This window comes from Nostoc sp. UIC 10607 (assembly GCF_047228265.1).
In the GTDB taxonomy this organism is placed as follows: domain Bacteria; phylum Cyanobacteriota; class Cyanobacteriia; order Cyanobacteriales; family Nostocaceae; genus Nostoc; species Nostoc foliaceum_A.
Window position 1 is genome coordinate 1 of the sequence record NZ_JBIQNW010000063.1, and the last position, 22,387, is coordinate 22,387.

The 22,387-nt window shown below is 44.8% G+C and carries 7 protein-coding genes; all 7 read right to left on the reverse strand.

Features of this window, described 5'->3' with window-relative positions:
• Positions 1-344: 344 nt before the first annotated feature.
• Positions 345-4,526 carry an amino acid adenylation domain-containing protein gene (locus ACEYW6_RS30060; protein WP_412982649.1) on the reverse strand — a complete coding sequence of 1,394 codons (4,182 nt, stop codon included), beginning with the start codon at positions 4,524-4,526 and terminating at the stop codon, positions 345-347.
• A gap of 185 nt (positions 4,527-4,711) precedes the next feature.
• Positions 4,712-11,758 carry an amino acid adenylation domain-containing protein gene (locus tag ACEYW6_RS30065; RefSeq protein ID WP_412982650.1) on the reverse strand — a complete coding sequence of 2,349 codons (7,047 nt, stop codon included), beginning with the start codon at positions 11,756-11,758 and terminating at the stop codon, positions 4,712-4,714.
• Positions 11,755-17,652 (reverse strand): type I polyketide synthase, encoded by a 5,898-nt coding sequence (locus ACEYW6_RS30070; RefSeq protein ID WP_412982651.1) that lies wholly within the window; start codon positions 17,650-17,652, stop codon positions 11,755-11,757. Before ACEYW6_RS30070 ends, ACEYW6_RS30065 begins: the two co-directional genes overlap by 4 nt.
• 5 nt (positions 17,653-17,657) lie before the next feature.
• Positions 17,658-18,941 (reverse strand): cytochrome P450, encoded by a 1,284-nt coding sequence (locus ACEYW6_RS30075; RefSeq protein ID WP_412982652.1) that lies wholly within the window; start codon positions 18,939-18,941, stop codon positions 17,658-17,660.
• 13 nt (positions 18,942-18,954) lie between these two features.
• Complete coding sequence (locus ACEYW6_RS30080) at positions 18,955-21,081, reverse strand: AMP-binding protein (RefSeq protein ID WP_412982653.1); 2,127 nt, start codon at positions 21,079-21,081, stop codon at positions 18,955-18,957.
• Positions 21,082-21,108: 27 nt separating this feature from the next.
• Entirely contained in the window at positions 21,109-21,549 is a 441-nt protein-coding gene (locus ACEYW6_RS30085) for a hypothetical protein (RefSeq protein ID WP_412982654.1), read from the reverse strand.
• Between the two features lie 587 nt (positions 21,550-22,136).
• Complete coding sequence (locus tag ACEYW6_RS30090; protein ID WP_412982655.1) at positions 22,137-22,373, reverse strand: hypothetical protein; 237 nt, start codon at positions 22,371-22,373, stop codon at positions 22,137-22,139.
• Positions 22,374-22,387: the final 14 nt, after the last annotated feature.

A 22,387-nucleotide genomic window follows, 5' to 3' on the forward strand; every position in this document is an offset into this window, starting at 1 on the left:
TTCTTTGTACAAGCACTACTGGCTGATTCTCAGTCTCGCCCGTCTTTGCTTCCTAAATATTAGGCCTGAATCCTTACTAAAAAATATAGAGAATGCGCTTAATGCTGCATCGCTCATTTGATAGCGTTTGTTTTTACCTGTTCGCTTATCAGGTAAATCTTTCAGGATTGACTGAAAGTATTGTACTATTTCGTCAAAAATTCCTGGCTGATTCAAAAAAGCTCCTACGTTCGCGAGTATTGAGATAGAAAAACCATACCGAACTCCCAGCTATTGTAGCGATCGCCTTTCGGAAAAACTTTTTGGTTTACTGAACTTGGGTTATTACGCCATCTTGTGATCCCTCAATCATCTGCCTCTGACCGCTCAATGCAGATTGTTAGTTGTTGTGCTAAAACCTGAACATGAGGTTCACTCATCATTGTGACATGGTCACCAGGAACAAGGTAGATATCCAGAGGTTGAGCAGAAAACTTGTCCCAACCCATTCCTAGTTCTTCTTTTAAAGTTTCAGAGTTTGCATGACTAACAGCATCAATCTCCTCGCTAGCCCGGAAAAATGTAATCTGAGCAGGATAGACTGTTTGTGGCATATAAACAGAACCCGTTTGAAAGTTAGTTTTGAAAACCTGGATTAAACCGCGAGCTTGCTTAATTCCAACATCGGGAGCCAGGAAATCGACCATTTGTAACTGCTGTTTGAAATAGTTCAGTTGCTCATCTGGAGCAAGAACTTTGAGAGCTTCGTCGGATACGTTTAAGCTCTTTCCGTAGAAGGTTTCGACTAGGCTGGCAATCTTCTTCATCCATCCAGCATCATCAATGCCATCAATATCTAGTTCATCCGTTCTATAACCAGGTCCACCAGCATCCAAAAGGGCAAGTAGAGCGACCTCATATCCCCGCTCGTGTAATTGAGTCGCCATCTCAAAAACTACTCTACCGCCAAAGGAATGACCGCCCAAAAGGTACGGTCCAGAGGGTTGAATCGACTGTATTGCTTGAATGTAAGAAGCTGCTATATCCTCGATTTGTGTGTGCGGCTTTGATTCCCCGTCAAGACCAAGTGATTGCAACCCATAAAATGGTTGCTCTTTACCTAAATGATGCGCCAGGTTGTACAAGTAGATGGTATTGCCACCCGCTCCAGGCACGCAGAAGAAAGGTCGCTTAGAACCATTAGGCTGAATAGGTACTAAAGGAGACCAATTTAAAGCATCTATCGGCTGGCGGAGAATAGTCGCTAGTTGTTCAATAGTTGAGTTTTGGAAGAGTGTCGCCAAGGGGAGATTTTTCTTGAATTGCTGCTCAATCCGTGCCATCAGTTGTACAGCTAAAAGAGAATGGCCACCGAGGTCAAAGAAATTATCTTTTACTCCAACAGGGTAGACTTTCAGAACTTCTGCCCAGATTTGGGCCAGTTTCTGTTCTACGATGTCAAGGGGCGGGACAAAGCTACCTTGCATAGCGAGGTTATTTGTATCAGGTGCTGGCAGGGTAAGGCGGTCTACTTTACCATTAGGAGTTAGGGGCAAGGACTCCAGCATGACAAAAGCAGATGGCACCATGTAATTTGGCAGCTTTGTTTTCATAAATTGCCGCAACTCGCTGATTGTAGGTGCTGACTGGTTTTGTGGCACGATGTAGGCGACTAAGCGTTGAGCCCCAGGAGTGTCAACTTTGGCTGTGACCACAACTGAGTGAACTGATGGGTGTTGACTCAGTACTGCTTCTATCTCGCCTAATTCGATGCGGAAGCCGCGAATCTTTACTTGATTGTCGATGCGTCCTAGGTATTCAATGTTGCCCGACGGTAGATAACGGGCTAAATCCCCAGTTTTATACAGACGATTTAATTTTGAATTTTGCGGAAATTTGCCAGGAGGGTTTCCCTCCGTAGCAAACTTTCCAAGACGAATTTTGAATTTTGAATTTTCAAAGGGGTTGGGGATGAATTTTTCAGTTGTCAACTCGGGGCGGTTGAGGTAGCCTCGCGCTAACCCAGCGCCTCCGATGTGTAACTCTCCTGGTACGCCAATCGGCACTGGTTGGAGATTGCTGTCTAGAATGTAAACTTGCGTGTTGGCGATCGCACGACCAATAGATATTTTCTCGTCATCTCCAGTACATTTTGCAATTGTGGCACAAACAGTAGCCTCCGTTGGCCCGTAAGCGTTGAAGAAGTTTCTCCCAATAGACCATTGCTTGATTAATTCAGCAGGACAAGCTTCTCCGGCTACAATTATTGTTTGCAGTGCCGGAAGCTCCTCCACGGGTATAACTGCTAACGCCGATGGTGGTAGTGTGATATGGGTAATAGAATAATCACGTAATCGCTCAATTAACGGCTTCCCTGGCAATAGAGAGTCTTTTGTTCCCAGGTATAGGGTTCCACCTGACCTCAGCGCCATTACGACTTCCCAAATAGAAGCGTCAAAACTGAAGGAGGCAAACTGGAGAATGCGACTATCCGAAGTCAAGCCAAAAGTTTGAATCTGAGCTTGAGCTAAGTTGCATAGTCCCTTATGCTCAACCATGACACCTTTCGGTCTACCTGTAGATCCTGAAGTATAAATTACATTAGCTAGATGAAAGGCTTTGGCTTCACTAGTTGGGTTATCTTGATTGTTTTGGGCAATTTGTGACCAGGTTTCATCTAACAAGATAAGTTTTGCTTGATGCTCAGGAAGTCTGTCAAGAAGTCGTTGCTGAGTTAACAGTAACGAAATTTGAGCATCTTCTAGCATGAAGCTCAATCGGTCTTGGGGATACTCTGGGTCAAGTGGTAGGTATGCTCCGCCTGCTTTGAGAATCCCTAACAGTCCTACCACCATATCTAAAGAGCGTTCTACACAAATGCCGACCAGTACCTCAGGACTTACACCCAAAGAGCGCAAGTAGTGTGCCAATTGGTTCGCACGACAATTCAACTGCTCATACGTTAGTTGTTGATCTTCAAACACTACTGCCACCCCATCCGGAGTGCGCTCCACCTGCTCTTCAAATAAAGAATGGATACACTTATCAGTAGGATACTTGACAGCAGTATCATTCCACTCCACGAGTAACTGCTGTCGCTCAACTTCACTCAGCAGGGGCAATTGGGAAATTGGTTGATGTGGATTGGCAACAATCCCAGATAGCAACGTCTGGAAATGATCCACCATCCGCTCGATAGTCTCTGGAGCAAACAAATCTGTTGCGTAAGCTACCATGACCTCAAGACCTTGGGAATGCTCCCATATGTGCCATTCTAGGTCAACACGCGCTGTATTGTACTCCAACTCTAACCGGCTTAGTTCCAGCCCTTTTAGTTGTAATTCTTGGATTGGCGCATTCTGGAGGGCGAATATCACCTGAAACAATGGGTTTTGACTGAGATTGCGCTCCGGGTGTAGTTGTTCCACCAGCTTTTCAAAAGGGAAATCCTGATGAGCATAGGCTCCCAATGCCACCTCGCGAACCTTGGTGAGCAAATCGCTAAAGCTGGGGTTGCCTGAGACATCAGTACGCAAGACCAGATTGTTGACAAAAAAGCCAATTAGTCCTTCGCAACTACTGTGGTTGCGGTTGGCGATGGGAGACCCCACCACAATATCTGTTTGACCTGTGTAGCGATGCAATAATACTTTGAAAGCAGCAAGCATGGTCATGAAAAGAGTCACTTCATGTTGCTGGCTGAGTTTCACTAGCACCTGTTTTAGATTTTGGGGGAGTTTCAGAATTTGTGTGGCACCAGCAAAAGACTGTACTGCTGGTCGGGGGTAATCGGTGGGCAACTGTAGTACTGTAATATCTGCCAACTGTTGCTGCCAGTACTGCAGTTGTTGGATTTGTGTTTGTTCTTGTAACCACTGCCGATGCCAGACAGCAAAATCAGCATATTGAATTGAAAGTTCTGGTAAGGGTGAAGGCTTGCCAGCGACAAAGGCTTCGTAGAGTACAGTCAGCTCCCGATTGAACACTCCGATTGACCAGCCGTCTGATATAATGTGGTGCATAACAAACAGCAGCACATGTTCAGTAGGTGTCAGGTGCAATAGCGTCACGCGCAGCAATGGTAGCTGAGTGAGGTCAAACGGTCGCGAGGCTTCAATGCTTGCCAGTTTGCAAACTTCATCTGAGCGCTTTCCTTGAGGCAGATGTTGCAAGTCGATAGTGGCTACTGTTAACTCAAAAGTGGACACAATTAGCTGCGTCGGCTTTGCATCAATTGTCTGGAAGCAGGTACGCAGGGTTTCGTGACGGCGGATGATTTCATTAAGGCTGCGCGAAAGCGCCAACACATCTAGGCTACCGACAAGACGCAATGCAAAAGGTATGTTGTAGAAAGGATTACCAGGCATCAGCTGGTTTAGGAACCACAAGCGTTGTTGGGCAAAGGGTAGAGGGAATAAGCCAGTTTCTCTACTTTGCGGGCTTATTTCTTTTTTTTCTAAGTTTTCCTGTTTTTTGTTACGTAGTTTTAAGAGAAGTTCTAACTTCTCTGGAGACAAATCTGCGGTTTTTTTAGAGATATTGCTCAAGTGAGTATCCTCTTTGAATTAAAAGATTAAGTATTTTGGTAGTTTTAAAAAGTTTTCGCTATCTTTGAAAGGTTAATTTGGAAATGTCTTTGAATCAGGAGTTTCAAAAGATAGCCGTTCAATGTGGCGAAAAACTTAAGAGACTAAAGTATTGTTGTCTGTTGCATCCTCCTTTGAGAGAACACTCAAGTATTTTTGGCTTTTAGCATTGCTTTTACTTGGTCATCGTCAAGTTCTTCTAACTGAGCCAAGATATCGTCATCTGTTTGCTCAATTAGTCTCTGTACTATCACACTAGACAGTTGTGCCACCGTTGGATTCTCAAACAAGCTACGCAACGGCAACTCCAACTGAAACACATCTTGCACCCTGGAGATCAACTGAGTCGCCAGCAGCGAATGTCCTCCCAACTCAAAGAAATTATCATGTATGCCTATTTGTGGGACGCTCAACAGTTGTTGCCAGATACTAGCAAGCTGACGTTCAATCTCCGTCCGTGGCGCTACCCACTTACTTGCGCCAGAGCGTCCTTGGCTATCCTTCGTTTTCAGTTGCTCTCGGTCAATTTCCCCTGTGTCTGTTAGAGGCATCTGTTGCAGTCCGACAAAATCGCAAGTGCTCTTAGTACCAAAGCGATCACGCACCATCAATTCCGTGAAGCTAGCTTTTGAGGAATCGTTGTTGCTCGCAGTGAAATAAGCAGTTAACTTCTGTATAGCATAAGACTTGCTGTCCGTGTATCGTTGAATGTTTCGATTGCTACCATCTAAACCCACAATTAGGTGTGCCTGATTGCGATACAAAGCTGCGAGCAAAGAACTTAATCCTTGCTGTTTTGAGATGATATGGTAGCCCATACCCAAAGCTGCATCGCGGGCATATTCCGGATTTCCCTGACTCATGCCCAAGTCATCCCACAGCGCCCAGTTAAAACAGTAAGTCTGTTGATGTAAATGATATCGCTGATACAGAGAACAACAATCTAGAAAACTATTTGCAGCAGAATATGCGCTAAAGGTAGCCCCTCCAAATACACTATTTACTGAAGAGAAAGAAATAAATACTGCTTGAGCATTGTTCTTGATCAGTTGGTAGAGCGTCCACGTGCCATGAACCTTAGGTCGCAACATAGAATCGAAAGTCTTTTGAGTTTCCACTGTTACCCAGTGCTTGTCTATGACCTTCCAGTGGTACTCTAAATTCCCTTCCCCTGCTAAATGAATAATCCCTGATAGTGGTTCATTCCAAATTGACTCAGCTTGGGCAACAACATCAACTAAACCATCAAGGTTGCATATATCAACGGCTTTGTAAATAAACTCACCACCCGCTGCTTCAATTGAGAGGTAACTTTTGATACGCTTACCCAGACGTGTTTCCCCGTCAAGATACTTCGACCATTCAGTTCTATTTGGCAACTCTGTTCGACCTACAGTAATGAGTTTTGCATTGTACTCCTTAATCAAAAATTGGCACAGATATGTACCTATTCCACCCAATCCCCCTGTCACCAGATAAATTCCACCTTGCTTGAGGGGAATATCCTGGGTTTGTTGCTGCAACATATCTACTTTGGCAACAGACGAGCAAAGACGCCGACCATTACGATAGGCAATTTCCGAATCGCTTCCCCCAACGCCCAGTTCTCTCTGAATATGCTCTGCATTCACCTCCACAGGCTGAATTTCTAAATCGATATGGCGACATTGCAACCAAGATAACTCTAGAGGAACTGTCTTTAAAAATCCTATAAGCGTAGATTTTTCATAAGCAATCTTGTCAGCGCTTGAGGTGAATTGTGCATGGCTAGAAATCACTTGCAACTCAACCGAATGCTCAAAACCTTGGATTTTTGCCAGAGCTTGTATCAAAAACAGCAGACTGTAGATTCCTTGTTGTTGAGCATCTTCGAGAGCCTCTAAGCTGGAAACTTCCCCAGCATAATCGTCATAAGTCCATAAATGAAGAATTTGGGCGATACGGAAATCATCGGCTTTTAAGGACTCTAGCAGGTGCTCATAGTGCTCGGGTTCATTCGGATTAATGCAATAGGAATCGCGATTTAGCTTGAAGAATTGTAACCCCGCTTCCACAGTGATGTAGGGTTGATTTCGCCGATGGAGTTCTCTACAGATAAATTTTCCTAATCCTAAGCTATCCAGGAAAACCAGGTAAGGACCTGTATGAAGCTGATTCGTGTGGGTTGCTGCTTGTTTAGGACGCCAAATCTTGCGGTAAAACCAGTCGGGAAGAGTATTGGCATTGCCAGTGTTGATGTCAAGCTGTTTGAGAATGTCGTTGAACTCACCAGCTTCAAAAGACTTTCTCAGTTGCTGTCGCTGAATCTTGCCGATGACAGTTTTGGGAATTGCCGACTTTTGAACCGGAACCAGATAGTCTGGATTGACGCCAATCTTTTGAACAACCTGACTGCGGATTTCCTTAATGAGATTGACAACTTCTGCCTCATCAGTGATTGTGGAACTGAAAAAGATTGCCAGTTTATCAGTCTGGTCAAATGCACCCCTCACGGCTACGGCTGCGGTATATGAAAGCTCTACACCAGAAAGCTCTTCCACTGCCGATTCGATTTCATGACTGTAATAGTTGAAACCATTAATAATTATGATATCTTTCTGGCGACCAGTAATGGTCAGACGTCCAGAGCGTAGAAACCCTAAGTCTCCAGTATTAAACCAACCGTCAGAGGTGAAAACTTCCTGGTTGAGTTCCGGATTTTGATAATAACCAGAGGTCACCGTCAGTCCTTTGACTTGCAGAAAACCAATTGTGTTTTCTTCAACTACTTGGTTGTTACTATCTACAATCCGCACCTTAACTCCAGGAATCGGTGCTCCTACTTCCACAAACTTTTGCTTGTCTATCGTCGAGTCGAGCGAAAAGTTGTGGTCAAAAGTCATGGCTGAACTGGTTTCGGACATTCCCCATGCCGGGTGCATGGCAGTTGCAGGCAGTCCTTTTGGAGCTAGCAACTGCAAAAACTTTCTGGCATGTTTGGCAACAATTGCCTCGCCCCCATTCAAAATAAATCGCATCTGTGACAGATCCCAACGACGCAAGCTGATCTCAGATGCCCGGTCGTTGATTAGCCCATAAGCGAAGTTAGGTGCCCAGGTAATCGTGGCTCGATAGCGCTCAATCCAATCTAACCATAACAGTGGATCTTGCAGAACCAATTGAGTGGGAGCATGAATTTGTTGGCAACCGAGATAAACGTCGCGAATATGGAACATCACCAGACCGCCAACATGGTCTAGTCCAAACCAATTTAACGAGATATCTAGGCTTGTAAAATTATTGGCTTGAGCGGTAGCAGCCGAACGGCTTAAAAGAGCGCGATGGCTCTGCATCACCGCTTTAGGAATGCCTGTGCTGCCAGAAGTCAAAAGTAAAATTGCTAAATCTTCTGGCTGGCATTGATACCAATTTCGATCTGGTTCACTCGAGCGCAAGTCATCAACCGTTGCCAGTTGAAAGTTTTGTTTCTTCAATCCCTTTGACCAAGAATGAATTGCCTCTGCTTGGGTTGCACTTGTCAGTAGCAAGGGTCGCCCCAACATCAGCCAAGCATTCTCCAACTTGCGCGTGGCACTATTGTCTTGCGAGTAGGTCGGGGCGATCGCTATCGGTACTGGAACAAAGCCCCCCAGCACACAGCCCCAAAATGCAGGGATGAAATCTTGATTTTGCTCCAACTGAAAAATCACCTTGTCTTGAGGCTTCAAGCCCAGCTTTCTTAATCCCATGAGAATTCGTTGCGCTTCCAGTAGTAAATCCCCATAAGATTGACTTATTTCACTGCCATCGGACTGGATGTAGACGATTCCTTTGGTTGGGCTGTGTTTGGCTACCCGCTCTAGGGCACCTGCTAGAGTCGTCGGGGCATCAGCAGGAAGTCGAAGTGGTTCACCATGACTGATGGCTAGCTTGTTTGACCCCGATTTCTCCTTGAAAGCCTCCCCTACTTGGGCTGTTGTTGCTGCTTGCGAACTCCTTTCAACGGCAGATTGACAGTTAGGAAGCAAATCTGATTTGTGTAGCGACGGCAAGCGAGACACCTGCTCAGTAACTACCACCGCCACCTGCTCAATAGAGGGCTGCTTTTGCAATTGCTCTTCCCATTTTTGCACCAATTCGGAATCAATCACCTCAAGACGAGCTAAAGCTTGTTCGTCCACCTGTCCTGTTGCCAACAGTGGCAATTGAGACAACGGTACATAAGCGCACGGTAGCATATAAGCGGGTAGAAGGGCTTGCAAGTGGGATTGCAGCTGCTTTGGATTGAAGGCTCCTTTTAAAACTACGTAAGCCACCAACTGCGGGTCTTCTATTTCTGTTTGGCGCACTAGCACCCAAGCATCCTCTACAGAAGGAGCCGCCGACAACGCTGCTTCCACCTCCATTAGTTCTACCCGGTAACCTTTGATCCAAGTCTGCCTGATGCTTGAGCCTAGCAGTTCCAGTGTGCCATCGTTTTGACGGCGTCCCAACTCACCTGTCTTGAACAAACGAGCATCGGGGGTCTGTTGGAAAGGATTTTTAACAAAGCGTTGCGCCGTCTTTTCCTCAGGCTGGAGGTAACCGCGAGCCAAACCCGTACCGCCGACATAGATTTCCCCCTTCACCCCGATTGGTACTGGTTGTAAGTACTGATCCAAAACGTAAATCGGTCTGTAAGTCGCATAACCAATTGGTACAGTCTGCCAAGTTCCAAGTTTTTCGCAAGCAAAGTAACTTACCTCTCCAGCTGACTCAGGTAAGCTGTAAAGATTGTGTAGCTCGGCTGTGAAATGCGCTCTAAACGCAAGAGCTACTGACTGATGCATTGGCTCTCCACTGCAAAGAACCAAACGCAATGAATTCAAGCGGGTTACTAAATCCTCACCTGCGGACTCAATAAAAGACGATAGGGCTGAAGGGACGAAACCAACTATACTGACCTTTTGTCTGGCAATCAAGTGCTGCAAGTAGATTGGATCGTCTTGGCTGTTTGCGGCGGCAATTATCAAACGTCCCCCATTAACTAGAGGCCAGAAGATTTCCCAAACTGCTGTATCTTGAGCTAAAGGAGCTTTGTGTAACACAGAATCAGTAAAAGACAGAGCAAAAGTCTGTTGCAGCCAATCCAAACGGTAACCTACCGCACAATGCTCTACTAAAATCCCTCGCCGAGACGAATAGAGAATATAAGCAAGGTTTCCAGGTGTTGCCCCACTTTTTGGGTTCTCCTTGCTTTGTTGTGCAATTTTCTCCGTATCTGAGTTTAAAGAAATTACTGTCGTCTTATGTTTTGGCAAGCGTTCCAACAAATACTGTTGCGTCAGTAGTACCGACACCTTTGCGTCTTCTAGCATAAACGCCAATCGGTCTTGAGGATATGCTGGATCAAGCGGTAAATAAGCGCCACCTGCCTTAAGAATACCCAGCAGTCCCACTACCTGATCTAAGGAGCGCTCCAAACACAACCCAACTAGCACTTCTGGTTTCACGCCCAATGACCGCAGATAGTGCGCTAATTGATTTGCTTTTGTGTTCAACTCGTGGTATATAAGAATTTCATCTTCAAACACCACTGCCACCGCGTCGGGCGTCCACTCCACCTGTGCTTCAAATAACTCATGGATACACAGTTGTTGGGGATGTTCTACTGTTGTATCGTTCCATTCCACCAACAACTTATGCCGTTCGGCACTACTCAGCAGCGGAATATCTGATAGCTTTTGATTGGGATTGACAACAATCCCCTCTAGCAGTGTTTGAAAATGCCCAGCCATTTGAGTGATCGTTTCAGCATTAAACAAATCACTGTTGTATTTCCAAATACCTCTGAGTGGTCCTGTTGCATCAAAAATCGTCAAAGCTAAATCAAAGGCAGCCCCCCTTGATTCGGGAGTTATCGTCTCCACAATTAATTCGTCACTATCCATTGATAATACTTGTAGTCCTTCATTGCGGCGGAAGCGATCCCAAATGAAAGACACTTGATAAAGTGGTGAGCGACTCTGGTCGCGTAGCGGTTGTAGTCGTTCGAGCAGCAGAGGGAAGGGATAGTCTTGATGTACTAGCGCATCTAGCACGCAGGAGCGTACCTGGCACAATAACTCTGCAAATGTAGGATTTTCAGAAAGATCCCCTCGCAAGACAACAGGATTGGCAAAGTAACCAACAATCTTTTCAAATTCCGCAAGGCTGCGACCAGCCATTGGAGAGCCAATCAAAATGTCTTCTTGATTGGTGTAGCGTAGTAAGAGAACTTGGAATGCTGCTAGTACAAGTGTGTAAAGAGTTACACCTTCTTGCTTTGCTAATTCCGCGAGCTTTTGGGTCAGTTGTTCTCCTAGTACGAAAGAGTGAGAAGCACCGTTATAAGTTTGTACTGACGGTCGGTAGCGCGTTGGCAGCTCCAACATTGACAACTCACCAGCTAGTTGCTTCTGCCAATAACCCCACAGTTCATCCCCTTGCGAACCTGTCAGCATTTGGATTGACCACTCTACGTAATCTCTATATTCCAGGTTCTGAAGGGGGAGTACTGCCTCTTTACCTGACTTTATGGCTTTATAAAGTACCCTGAGTTCATTTACCAGTATTTCTAATGACCAGAAATCCACTACTATGTGGTGTGCAGTCATTAACAGAATCGGTTCCTTTTCAGCCGATGTACTTGTTGTAGTGTATCGAATTAATACATTAACGCGCAGTACGGGTTCACATTCTAGGTTGAAAGGGCGATCGCTTTCGCTTGTCAGCCAATTGTTCAAATCATCTTGGCTCCAATTGAAAGCTTCTTGTACGTTAAAGCAGACTTTTTGATGTTCCTGAACCGTTTGTATAGGTTTGCTGTCGTGTGTGGTAAACGTAGTTAAGAGGACTGGATGACGCTCAATTAAGGCTTGAAACGCCTTTTCTAAGGCTTCAATATCTAACTCTGACACCAGACATGCTGCATATGCAACGTTGTAAGCAGCACTATCGGGTGCCAGTTGGTACAAAAACCAAAGTCCCTGTTGACCATAGGAGAGAGAATAACTTTTAGTTGTCTCCCTACGTTTTAACAAAAATTGTATAATTTCTTGCTTGTATTGCTTAATTTGGGTCAATAACTCAGGGGTTAATACATCTTCGGGAGCTTCATAGCACAATTTGTCGCCCTCAACCCACAATTCTATACCTATTGCCGAAAGATTTTGGAGGAACTCTACTAAATTCATAACTCACCTCTAATCCTGCTGTTTTTACTAGATGTAGTTGTGGGTGCACCAAATGCCTTTGAAGTGGAATTAACCTCAAAAAGTTGTTCGCTCACAAGCTTTGTCAAACTAATAACACTCAAACCATCCAAGAATTTTGCTACCGGGATGTCCACTTCTAACTCTGCTCGAAGACGATTCCTGAGTTCGATAACCATTAGGGAATCAAGCCCCATTTGGTTTAAAGGCTCATTGATATTGAGTTCTAATGCGCTCATTCCTAATGCTTTGGCAATCTGCTGTTGAAGGTAAATAATTAATAGTGATTGACGTTTCTCTGTTGAGGCTGTCTTTAATTGGTCTAAAATTTGGGGCAGTTGCGCTGCCTTTTGCTCGGATCGTTCTAATTTCTGGACTTTTGGCACTAACTCAGCGATGAGAGCAGGGTACCCACCCACTCGAAATTGCTCAAGAAACTTCGACCAGTTGATGTGTATGACTCCGACTTGAGCGGTATCTTTTTGTACTAGTTGTTCAAGAATTTCTAGCACCTGCTGCGATTCGAGCGGCTCTACTCCTTGAGCTATCAACTGGGCAAAGCGCCTGTTACCAACAACGTGTGTCATACCTACCGTTGACCACGGTCCCCAATTGATACTTAGCCCTGGCAAACCTAGTAGCTTTCTTAGATGTACCAGAGAATCTAAAAAGGTGTTTGCTGCTGCATAACTACTTAACCCTGAAGAAGTAAATATAGAGGCAGCTGAAGAGAAAAGTACAAAAAAGTCCAAAGGAATATCTTTGGTTAGGGTGTGTAGATTCCATGCACCACTCACTTTGGGTGCAAAAACTTTAGCAAACTGTTCCCATTGATGTTCTTGTAGCAAGCAAGCTTCATAGATACCTGCAGCATGGATAATGCCTCGCAACGGCGGTAGAGATATTTTGATTTGAGTGAGTAAAGAAGTGACTTGTTCTTCTTGTGACACATCAGCTTGGACTACTACAACCTGAGTTCCAATTTCTTCAAGGGCTCTTAGGGTTGCTGTAGCCGCTGAGTTAGGTTTGCTACGCCCTACTAGAACTAAGTGCTTTGCCCCATGCTCTACCAAACATTGCGCTACCAGTAAACCAATTCCACCAAGACCACCTGTGATTAGGTAAGTAGCATCGGCTTTTAGCTGCAGAGATTTTTTGACAATTTTATCGCTGCGTACTAATCGGTTAACATACCGTTGCCCATTGCGAAAAGCTATATGATCACTACGAGTTGGCTTGGGTGAACAAATTTCTGCAAAAAGGCTCTGTGCGTTGTTATTTCCTACAGGATCTAAATCTACTAGAGTACAATTAAATTCTGGATGCTCATTTGTAATTACTTTTCCTAATCCCCACACAGGCGATTGGGCTACACCAAGAAAAGTAGATTCTACACCCACTCGTTGTGCTCCTTGAGTCACCAGCCACAAGGTAGAAGGCGGGGAAAATTCTTTACTGATCAAAGATTGGACTAGGGACAAGACACCACCACATCCTGTTTGTGAGGCAATCTCTAAGTCTGTTACTGTTAGGGCGTCTGCCGAAACTGTATCTAAGCTCCACAAATAAACCACTCCACGCCAGGGAGTTTTATCGCAAGCCACTTGTTCAAGTAGTAATTGCTTAAAGTCTTCTGGTAAGGCTGGGTTGATGCTGAACTCTTGCTTTGCTATCTGTTTATACTCAGTACCAGAGTAGACGAGGATACAAGCTTCTTGTTGCGATCGCAACAGTTCACCTAACTGCTGACCAATACCTTGATTATCAGCAAAAATTAACCAACTTCCTGGTTCTGTTTTGGTGTCCTGTGGTTTAGCTGCTTGAGCTAGAATCACCGCTTGCTGAGATACGTTTCCTGCATAACTTGGGACAATTGTTGCTACATCTTTAAAGCTACTATCATGCAATAACTTCTTCCAACTATTAGTTGTCAGCAATGGGTAGTCGGGTCGCAACTGCAAATCATTGAAGCGCCACCACCCATCTGTTAGTCCAAAAATTAAATCCAGCCAGCGTGTTTTAAAAGTTCCTTCCAGCAGCAATAACATCCCTTGAGGAGCTAATAATTTTTGTATATGCTGCAAGGTCACTTGCAAATCCTTGGTAGCGTGCAACACGTTAGCTGCGATAATTAAATCGTACCTATAATGTTCAAATCCTTGCAACTGTGGCTCTTTTTCGATGTCCAATAACTGATAATTGACAAAGGCAAAATCTTGAAACTTTTGTTTCGCCTGAGCAAGGAATAAAGGAGATAGGTCAGTAAAGACATATTCTGTCTGCTGGGCATTAAAGGATGGCAGTAGGTAAGAGGTAGTTCCCCCAGTTCCGGCACCAATTTCTAATACTCGCAGCGGTCGTCCTGATGGCAAGTGTTTTACTACTGATAAAACAGCCTGTTGCATCAGGGTGTTCATCACTTTCGCCCCTGGTGAATCCTGATACAGCCCGGCTGCTGTGGTTAAGTCGCCTTCGGGAAATAGCAAATCCAGTGGATTACGTTCTCCCCGCAGTACTTGTGCCAGATTTGACCCACACCGCTGCAACAAGGTGAGTTCGGCAGAGGCATTTGGGTATTTAGATAAAAGCTCACCTAAGTGTGACTGAGGGTGCTGTATCTGAGGCACTTCTACCACATGCCATTGTTCGCCCTTGCACTGGAGTATCCCAACTTCCACAAGCATTTCCAACAGACGATTCATTAGCCGCTCTTGTTGGCTGACTACACCCAACTGCTGTATTATTTCTGCAACATGAAAGTGTTGCCCCAACTGAAAGTTCCATCCCATTTCTTGGAATGCTGTAATTACATAGGCAACACTCAAAGCTTCCAGTTGAACTAATACTTCCCCATATAATTGATAATGCTGCGACATCAACTGCTCTGCTTGAGGCTCTAGGATCTCGCGAATTTCTTCGGGAGCAGGTATGTAATCTCCAATCGACTGCTGCTGTATACTCCCTTTAGGTCGCCAAACTATTTCGTAGCACAAGTCTTGGATAAAGTCTGGTACATGGTATTGCTTGTGTTCCCTGACTAAGACTGATAACAGTTGAGGCAGTAATTTTATCTGTTCATAAGAAAAATTTTCTGCCTTTTGCACTAACTGAGATAACTGTTCAATATTTCCCGCCTCAAGCAAGTTAGTGATAGGACTGTGTCTATTTTCTCTAGATAAAGACTCTGCTTGTGGATATCTTTGTTCAGAAGTTTCAATCCAATAGCGTTGCCGTTGCCAGGGATAGGTTGGCAAGCTTATCAACTCTCGCCCGTAGTCTCTGTCAAAACCAGACCAGTCTACATGTACTCCACAGGTATATAGTTTTCCTAAACTCTGGAGTATTTGCTGCCAATCATCCTGCCCTTGACGTAGACTGGGGAGCATTACGCCTACTTCTTCTGGAAGACAGTTGCGCCCCATTCCCAACAAGGTAGGTTTTGGTCCAATCTCAACAAATATCTCATAACCTAAGGCGTGAAGCGTTTTTAAACTATCAGCAAATTGCACACAAGATCGTAAATGGCGACACCAGTACTCAGGCGTAATATCTTTTTTAGTTAATCTTTCTGCTGTCAGGTTGGAAATTAAGTCAATTTGAGGAGCACCATATGTGATACTAGCAGCAATTTGATGGAATTCTGCCTGCATTGGCTCCATCAAAGGTGAGTGGAAGGCGTGGGAAACCTGTAGCTTTTTTGTCTTAATTCCTTGTGCTTCCAAGGCAGTACAAATTGACAAAACTGCCTGCCGTTCTCCCGAAATTACAGTATTTTGAGACGTATTTATAGCAGCAAATGCTACTTTTTTATTGTTGATTTCAGTAATAGCCCGTATGGTATCTGACGCCGCAAACACTACAGCCATCTCTCCCTCTGACGGTAAACTCTGCATCAGGCGGCTTCTCTTGGCAATCAGCTTCAGTCCATCTTCCAAACTGAAGACTCCCGCCACACAAGCTGCAACGTATTCTCCTAAACTATGACCCATCACTGCGGTGGGTACGACACCCCAAGATTTCCATAACTGAGAGAGTGCATATTCAATGGCAAATAAAGCAGGTTGGGTGTAAGCGGTCTGATCTAATGGCGAAGTCTCTCCTGGTTTAGGGTAAAGAACGCTTAGCAGTGGCTTGCCTAAATAAGAATAAGGACGTAAAATTTCATCACAACGGTCTAAGGCTTGCCTAAAGATAGGCGCAGTTTCATAGAGTTGGCGTCCTATGCCAATATATTGCGAACCTTGTCCAGTGAATAAAAATGCTACTTTTGGACGCTTCTTGCTTTTTACCTGACCACTGACAACTGTGGTAGTCTCCCCCGAAGCCGTAAAAGCAGATAGTTCTTTTTGCAACTGCACGGTAGATTCAGCAACTACGGCAAGGCGGTAGTCAAAATGCGTACGCCCTGTATTGGCACTAAAGCAAACATCTGCTAGCGATACCTCAGGATGGTTCAAAAGAAACTCCTGATAACGTTGTGCCATCTCTAAAAGTGCTTTCTCACTTTTAGCTGACAAGGTCAGAAGATGTAGCGGACGTTCAATTGAATCTTTCTTTTGACTTTTTGCTTTTGACTTTTGAGTTTCTAGTGGTGCTTCTGCCAAAACCACATGAGCATTTGTGCCGCCAAAACCAAAGGAACTTACCCCAGCTAGTGCCAAACCATTTCCTTGCGGCCAAGGCTCCAAGGTTTGCTGAACCCTCATTGGCAGTTTATCAAAGGGAATATAGGGATTTGGCTGTTGGAAATGCAGGTTTGGTGGAATCTGTCGATGTTTGAGAGACAACGCCACTTTAATTAATCCGGCAATTCCCGCTGCTGCTTCTAGATGTCCTATATTGGTCTTAACCGAACCTACTTTACAGTAGCTTCCTTGAGGGCGTCCTTCTGCTAGCACCTTTCCTAAAGCCTTCATCTCTATAGGGTCGCCCAAGACTGTGCCAGTACCATGTGCTTCAATATACTGATTTTGTCCAGGGGAGACGCCTGCCTTAAAGTAGGCTTCTCGCAACACTGCTTCTTGTGCTTTGAGATTGGGAGCTGTCAGTCCATTGCTACGCCCGTCTTGGTTAACTGCACTCCCCTGGATAACTGCATAAATGTGATCGCCGTCGGTCATTGCTTTTGACAATGGCTTCAATACAATTACACCAACTCCCTCACCACGAACATAGCCATTAGCTCCAGCATCAAAGGTTTTGCAACGACCATCGGCAGCCATAAACCCACCTTTGGCGAAACTAACCGTAACCCACGGAGATAACACCAGATGCACGCCTCCCACCACTGCCTGAGTTGACTCTTCACTCCATATACTTTGACAAGCGAGGTGAACTGCAACTAGAGAAGAGGAGCAAGCTGTATCAATTGCCATGCTAGGCCCAGTCAAATTAAATACGTAGGAGATACGGTGAGCAGCAATGCAGTTATTGTTGCCCGTCGCTGCATAGGCATCGAACCCGATCCTATTCTCCACAAACATTTCGTAGTAATCGTGGCTAGAAATACCGATAAACACTCCCGTTCGAGTGCCAGAAAGACTCTGCGGAATCAGCATTGCATCTTCTAGTGCTTCCCAAGTTACCTCTAGCAAAAGTCGCTGTTGGGGATCCATGCTCACAGCTTCTCGGGGTGAGATACCGAAAAATTGGGCGTCAAATTGGTCTACTTGCTCCAAAAAACCACCCCAACGGGTATTCATTTTATCTGGCTTCGTCGTGTCCGGATCGTAGAAGGCTTCTATGTTCCACCGTGAAAGAGGTACTTCTGTAATGGCATCCACACCATCGTGTAACAGTTTCCAGAAAGCTTGTTTATCCTTAGCTCCAGGAAAACGACATCCTATGCCGACAATTGCAATCGGTTCTTTATGCATATTACTCATCCTTGACTTGTGCCGTAATTACTGAAAGTAACCGGGAGAGTTGTTAGCCCGCGCAAAAAGATGTTTTCCCGCCACTTTGGTTGGTCTACCTGAAGCTTTATATTGGGCAATCGTTGAATCAATGTGTTGATTGCTATCTGACCTTGGATACGCGCTAGTGCTGCTCCCAAGCAATAGTGGATACCATCACCAAAGGCGAGATGATTATTTTCACAGCGAGTGATATCGAACTGATTGGGATTGCAAAACTGAGCAGAATCTCGGTTTGCCGCCCCTAACATCAGAAACACTGGTGAACCTTTACGAATCACTTTACCGCCAATTTCCAGATTGTCGAGCACGGTTCTACCGGAGATTTGTACAGGGCTTTCGTACCTTAGTATTTCCTCAACGGCACTTTGAATCAGCGATGGATTTTGTTTAAGCTTTTCTAACTGATCTTGATGAGACAACAGAGTTAGCATTCCATTACCAATCAAATTGACTGTGGTTTCTTCACCTGTTGCAAACAACAGTATACAAGTAACTAATAGTTCATCCTCACTAAGGATATCTCTCTCATCTCTGGCTTGAATCAGGGCGCTAATCAAATCATTCTCAGGATTTTGACGTCGCTGTTGCACAAGATTGCGTAAATAATCTCTAAACTCTAGAATTGACTGATTAAGTTGTTGGCGTATGTTTGATGATTTGATTGGGTCGAGGATATAAGACAAACAATCCGACCACTGCTGAAGTTGGTCGCTATCTGCAATCGGGATTCCCAACATTTGAGCAATTACCCTTACAGGTAGCGGACGGGATAAATCAGCAATAATATCCATTGCCCCAGTGTCTTTAACTTTATTAATTAGCTCGTCCACGATTTGCTGAATATGTGGACGCATCTTTTCTATTACGCGAACGTTAAAGGCTTTAGTCACTAGCTTTCGCAATCTAGTGTGGTCGGGTGGATCGCGAAAAAACAACAACTGACTGCTAAGAGATACAACAGGAGAATTACTCTGTTGGTAACTGAAATAGCTGGAGATTTGGGATTGCTTCGAGCTAAGTCGAGGGTCACGCAAAGCTTTGACCACATCACAGTAGCGTGTCATAACCCACGCCCCGATAGAGCTTAAGTGAACTGGGTCTTCAAGTTGAAGATGTTGATAGGTTGGATAGGGATGAGCATGAAATTCAGGGAGGAAGGGATTAAACTTAAATTTTCGCTCTGCCCCTGCTTCGCTAGCCTTGCCTGGACTAATTATTTTTTGATTTGTATTAACTATTTGCTCCATTTGAATTCTCTCCTTAACTAAGAACTTGAGAAGCTGTTTGCAGCGAACTGTATTCTTCTGCTAGGTGATTGGCTACAGACTCAATATTGGGATACTCCCAAAAAAGAATGGGTTCAATTTCGCAGCCCAACCATTCGGCTAATTCACCCGTCATACTAACTGCACCCGCCGAATCTAAACCGTATGCAGCAAAGGGCTCCTGAATATCTATCTCATTCGGGGACACTTTCAGGGACAGGGCCAGATGAGAAACCAGCCAGCTTGCGATCACTTCTTCTGTAAAATCTAGCTTGAGCGATTCCCCATCAGTTTCAGACTCATCTGAATTTCCTACTTTCTCCCAAAGGGCTTCTACTTCTTGTTGGAGTTGTACTAAGTCTATTTGTTGAGGACTTGCTGTCCAATCTCCGACAACATCCAAACTTCCATTTAAAAAACCATCCCGACAAGCATGGCGCTGAATTTTACCACTCGATGTTTTTGGGATACTGGCTGTCTTCAGTAGCACAACAGCATAGACTTGTAGCTCGTGCTGCTCGGACACTGCTTGACGAATAGCCCTAACTACCTCATCTACATCTAGTTGACGTAAGTAACTCCGCTCTACGTCTTGAACAATGACTAACCGTTCAACACCTTCTATGTCCACAGAAAATGCAGCAGAGCAATTCGGTCGCAGTGCTGAATGACTCTTCTGGACTGTCAATTCAATATCCTGAGGATAATGATTTTGCCCCCGGATGATAATCATATCTTTGATGCGACCTGTGACGAATAATTCGCCATCAAGTAAAAATCCTAAATCTCCCGTCCGGAGAAATGGTCCTTCTCCTGTGTCTTGCAGTTGTGCATTAAAAGTCTGTTGAGTTTCCTGAGGTTTTTTCCAATAGCCACCAGCCACACTCAGTCCACAAACCCAAATTTCTCCTATTTCTCCATCTGGACACTTGGTTAATGACTCAGGGTTGGCAATGACAATTTTTTGGTCTAAGGGGCTTCTACCAACACCGACAATTGCCCTGGTATCCTCTTGGTCTGCTCTAGCAGTCTCTACAAAGTTTTGCTTCAAAGCTTTATCCTTAAGCGAGCAAATAACTGGTGGAGCTGTTTTCAAACCCCCAGACACAAATAAAGTTGCTTCAGCCATGCCATAGCAGGGATAAAAAGCACTTCTTCTAAAGCCACAATCTTCAAACGTGGCTGAAAACCGCTCAATAGTTTCCGCACGCACAGGTTCCGAACCGCTGAAAGCGACTTCCCAATTACTCAAATCAAGCTGGGAGCGCTGTGAGCTGGTAATCTTGTCAACACACAGGTCATAGGCAAAATTGGGTCCACCGCTGGTAGTTGCTTTATAGCGGGAAATTGCCATTAGCCACCGCAAAGGTTTCTGGAGAAATGCTGTAGGTGACAGGAGAAAGCTTGGTATCCCTAAATACAAAGGTTGTAGTACATTCCCAATCAGCCCCATGTCATGAAATAAGGGCAACCAACCAGCAAATATAGTTTCTTCTGTATGCTGGAATGCCGTCTTGATCATTTCCTCGTTGTGCAGCAAATTACCATGACTCACCATTACACCCTTTGGTGTTCCCGTAGAACCCGAGGTGTACTGTAGAAATGCCAGAGAGTGCATACTTATTTTTAAAGGCTGCCAATCTTGTCCAAAGTTGTTGGTAAGATTTTCGGTATCTATGTAATGCAAAGCTGCTAGTTCTGGTTCTTGTTTTAAACTGTGTTCAATATTGGTAAGAACAGATGTTGTTGTGAGAGCGAAACTAGCTTGGGCATCTTTCACAATCGCTTGTAACCTTGTCATGCGCTGATTGCGGCGTGGCGGATATACGGGAACAGCGGTAACACCTGCGTACAGACACCCGAAAAAAGCCACAATAAATTCCAGTCCTGGTGGGTATAAAAGCAGCGCTCTTTCTCCAGTAGCTTTCATGCTTTGTAAGAAAACAGCGAGCGATCGCGCTTTTTGGTCTAATGCTTGATAAGTTAAGCTAACTTCTTCTGTTTCCCCATCTACCAAAAAGGTATATGCTACTTGCCTTGGTTGCTGTAGCGCTCTTTTGCGTAACAGGTCAACTAAAGTTGCTTCACCACGAGTTGGTACTGAAAATAAATTGTTGTCCATTAACGCTCCTAGCTCTTTAAGCAAGCATCAGTGAAGTGAGAATCTTTGTACAAGGTTGTTGCTAAAAGTCATATTGCTCAAAGAGACGTTTCCATCATAGATGAACATCCCTCCTCCCATTCCCGCACCGCCTCCACCTCTGCCACTATCCCCTCCTTGAGCAGTCCTGTTGGTAATAGTAAGGTCGAAGAATTTCACGTTTCCCGACAAGATGAAGAAGGGACGCAAATCTCCATTGTCAGTTTGCCCATCGTTATTGACATCGCCACTGACAGTCTTGCCGTTGCCGATGATGACGATATCACTGTTAACCAGATTCTTCATCACCCCGGTAATTCTGGTGTTCGTTTTCAATTCGATCGCGTCAGTTCCTGCATTGCGGTTGGCTTGGAGGATAGCATAGCTGAGAGTGCCTACCGTGTCTCCGTTTCTGTTATCAGTGGTTTGAGTGACTTTATACAGTGTCATAACCTTAACCTCAAATTTGTTTAACAATTTGGCAACAAAAATAGGTGTAATGAAGAGGTTGCCGAAAGCACATACCTTTTCATGACCGATAATCAGGTTTATTTAAATACTTACTTTTAATTTCTGGGCTGGCCGAGGGCAACTATTACAAGTATGACTAGATTAAGGGATATATCGCACAATATATTTAATACATTGACGATGCAAGGACAGTTAAGACAGTTAAGCCAAGTTTTAAATAAACATCATGTAACAGCTTAATTGCTTTGTATTATCTTCATAATACTTGGTTATTAAACATTTGGTGGCAAAAATCGGACTACCTGAATTAGTTACTCCCCTATCGGATACCGCCGCATCATCTCTGCCAACGCCCAGCCTCACCATCCGGTGTGTACACAACTACCCCAGACATAGCAATCACAATCCTTTGCTGCCTAGCCCACTCGAACCAAGCGATCACAGCAGACTTGGCCTGTTACGCCTCCGGTTTCCTCCCTTCTTTGCAAGTAGCCACAAACACAGCCTCCGGTGACTTAATTCCTTTCCAAGTTCGGAGTGCTTCTTTGAGATAAGCGATCGCTTTGCTACTCATCCCACTTCACTAACACCCCATCCACATACGCAATCCCCCATTGCGGAAACTTCACCAGCAGTTTCTTGATCATTATTACCAGCCCCGGATCATCCCAGCACTCTTGCAAGAAGCCCAATCCCGGATTCTGCCCCGAATTCGCTGCAACCTTGAGTTTCTGCATACGCTCCGGTCGCACATTTGCCCTTGCAACAATCGCCTCATGCGACCACTTTTCAGGATTTGGCACGGGCGCGGCGGCAC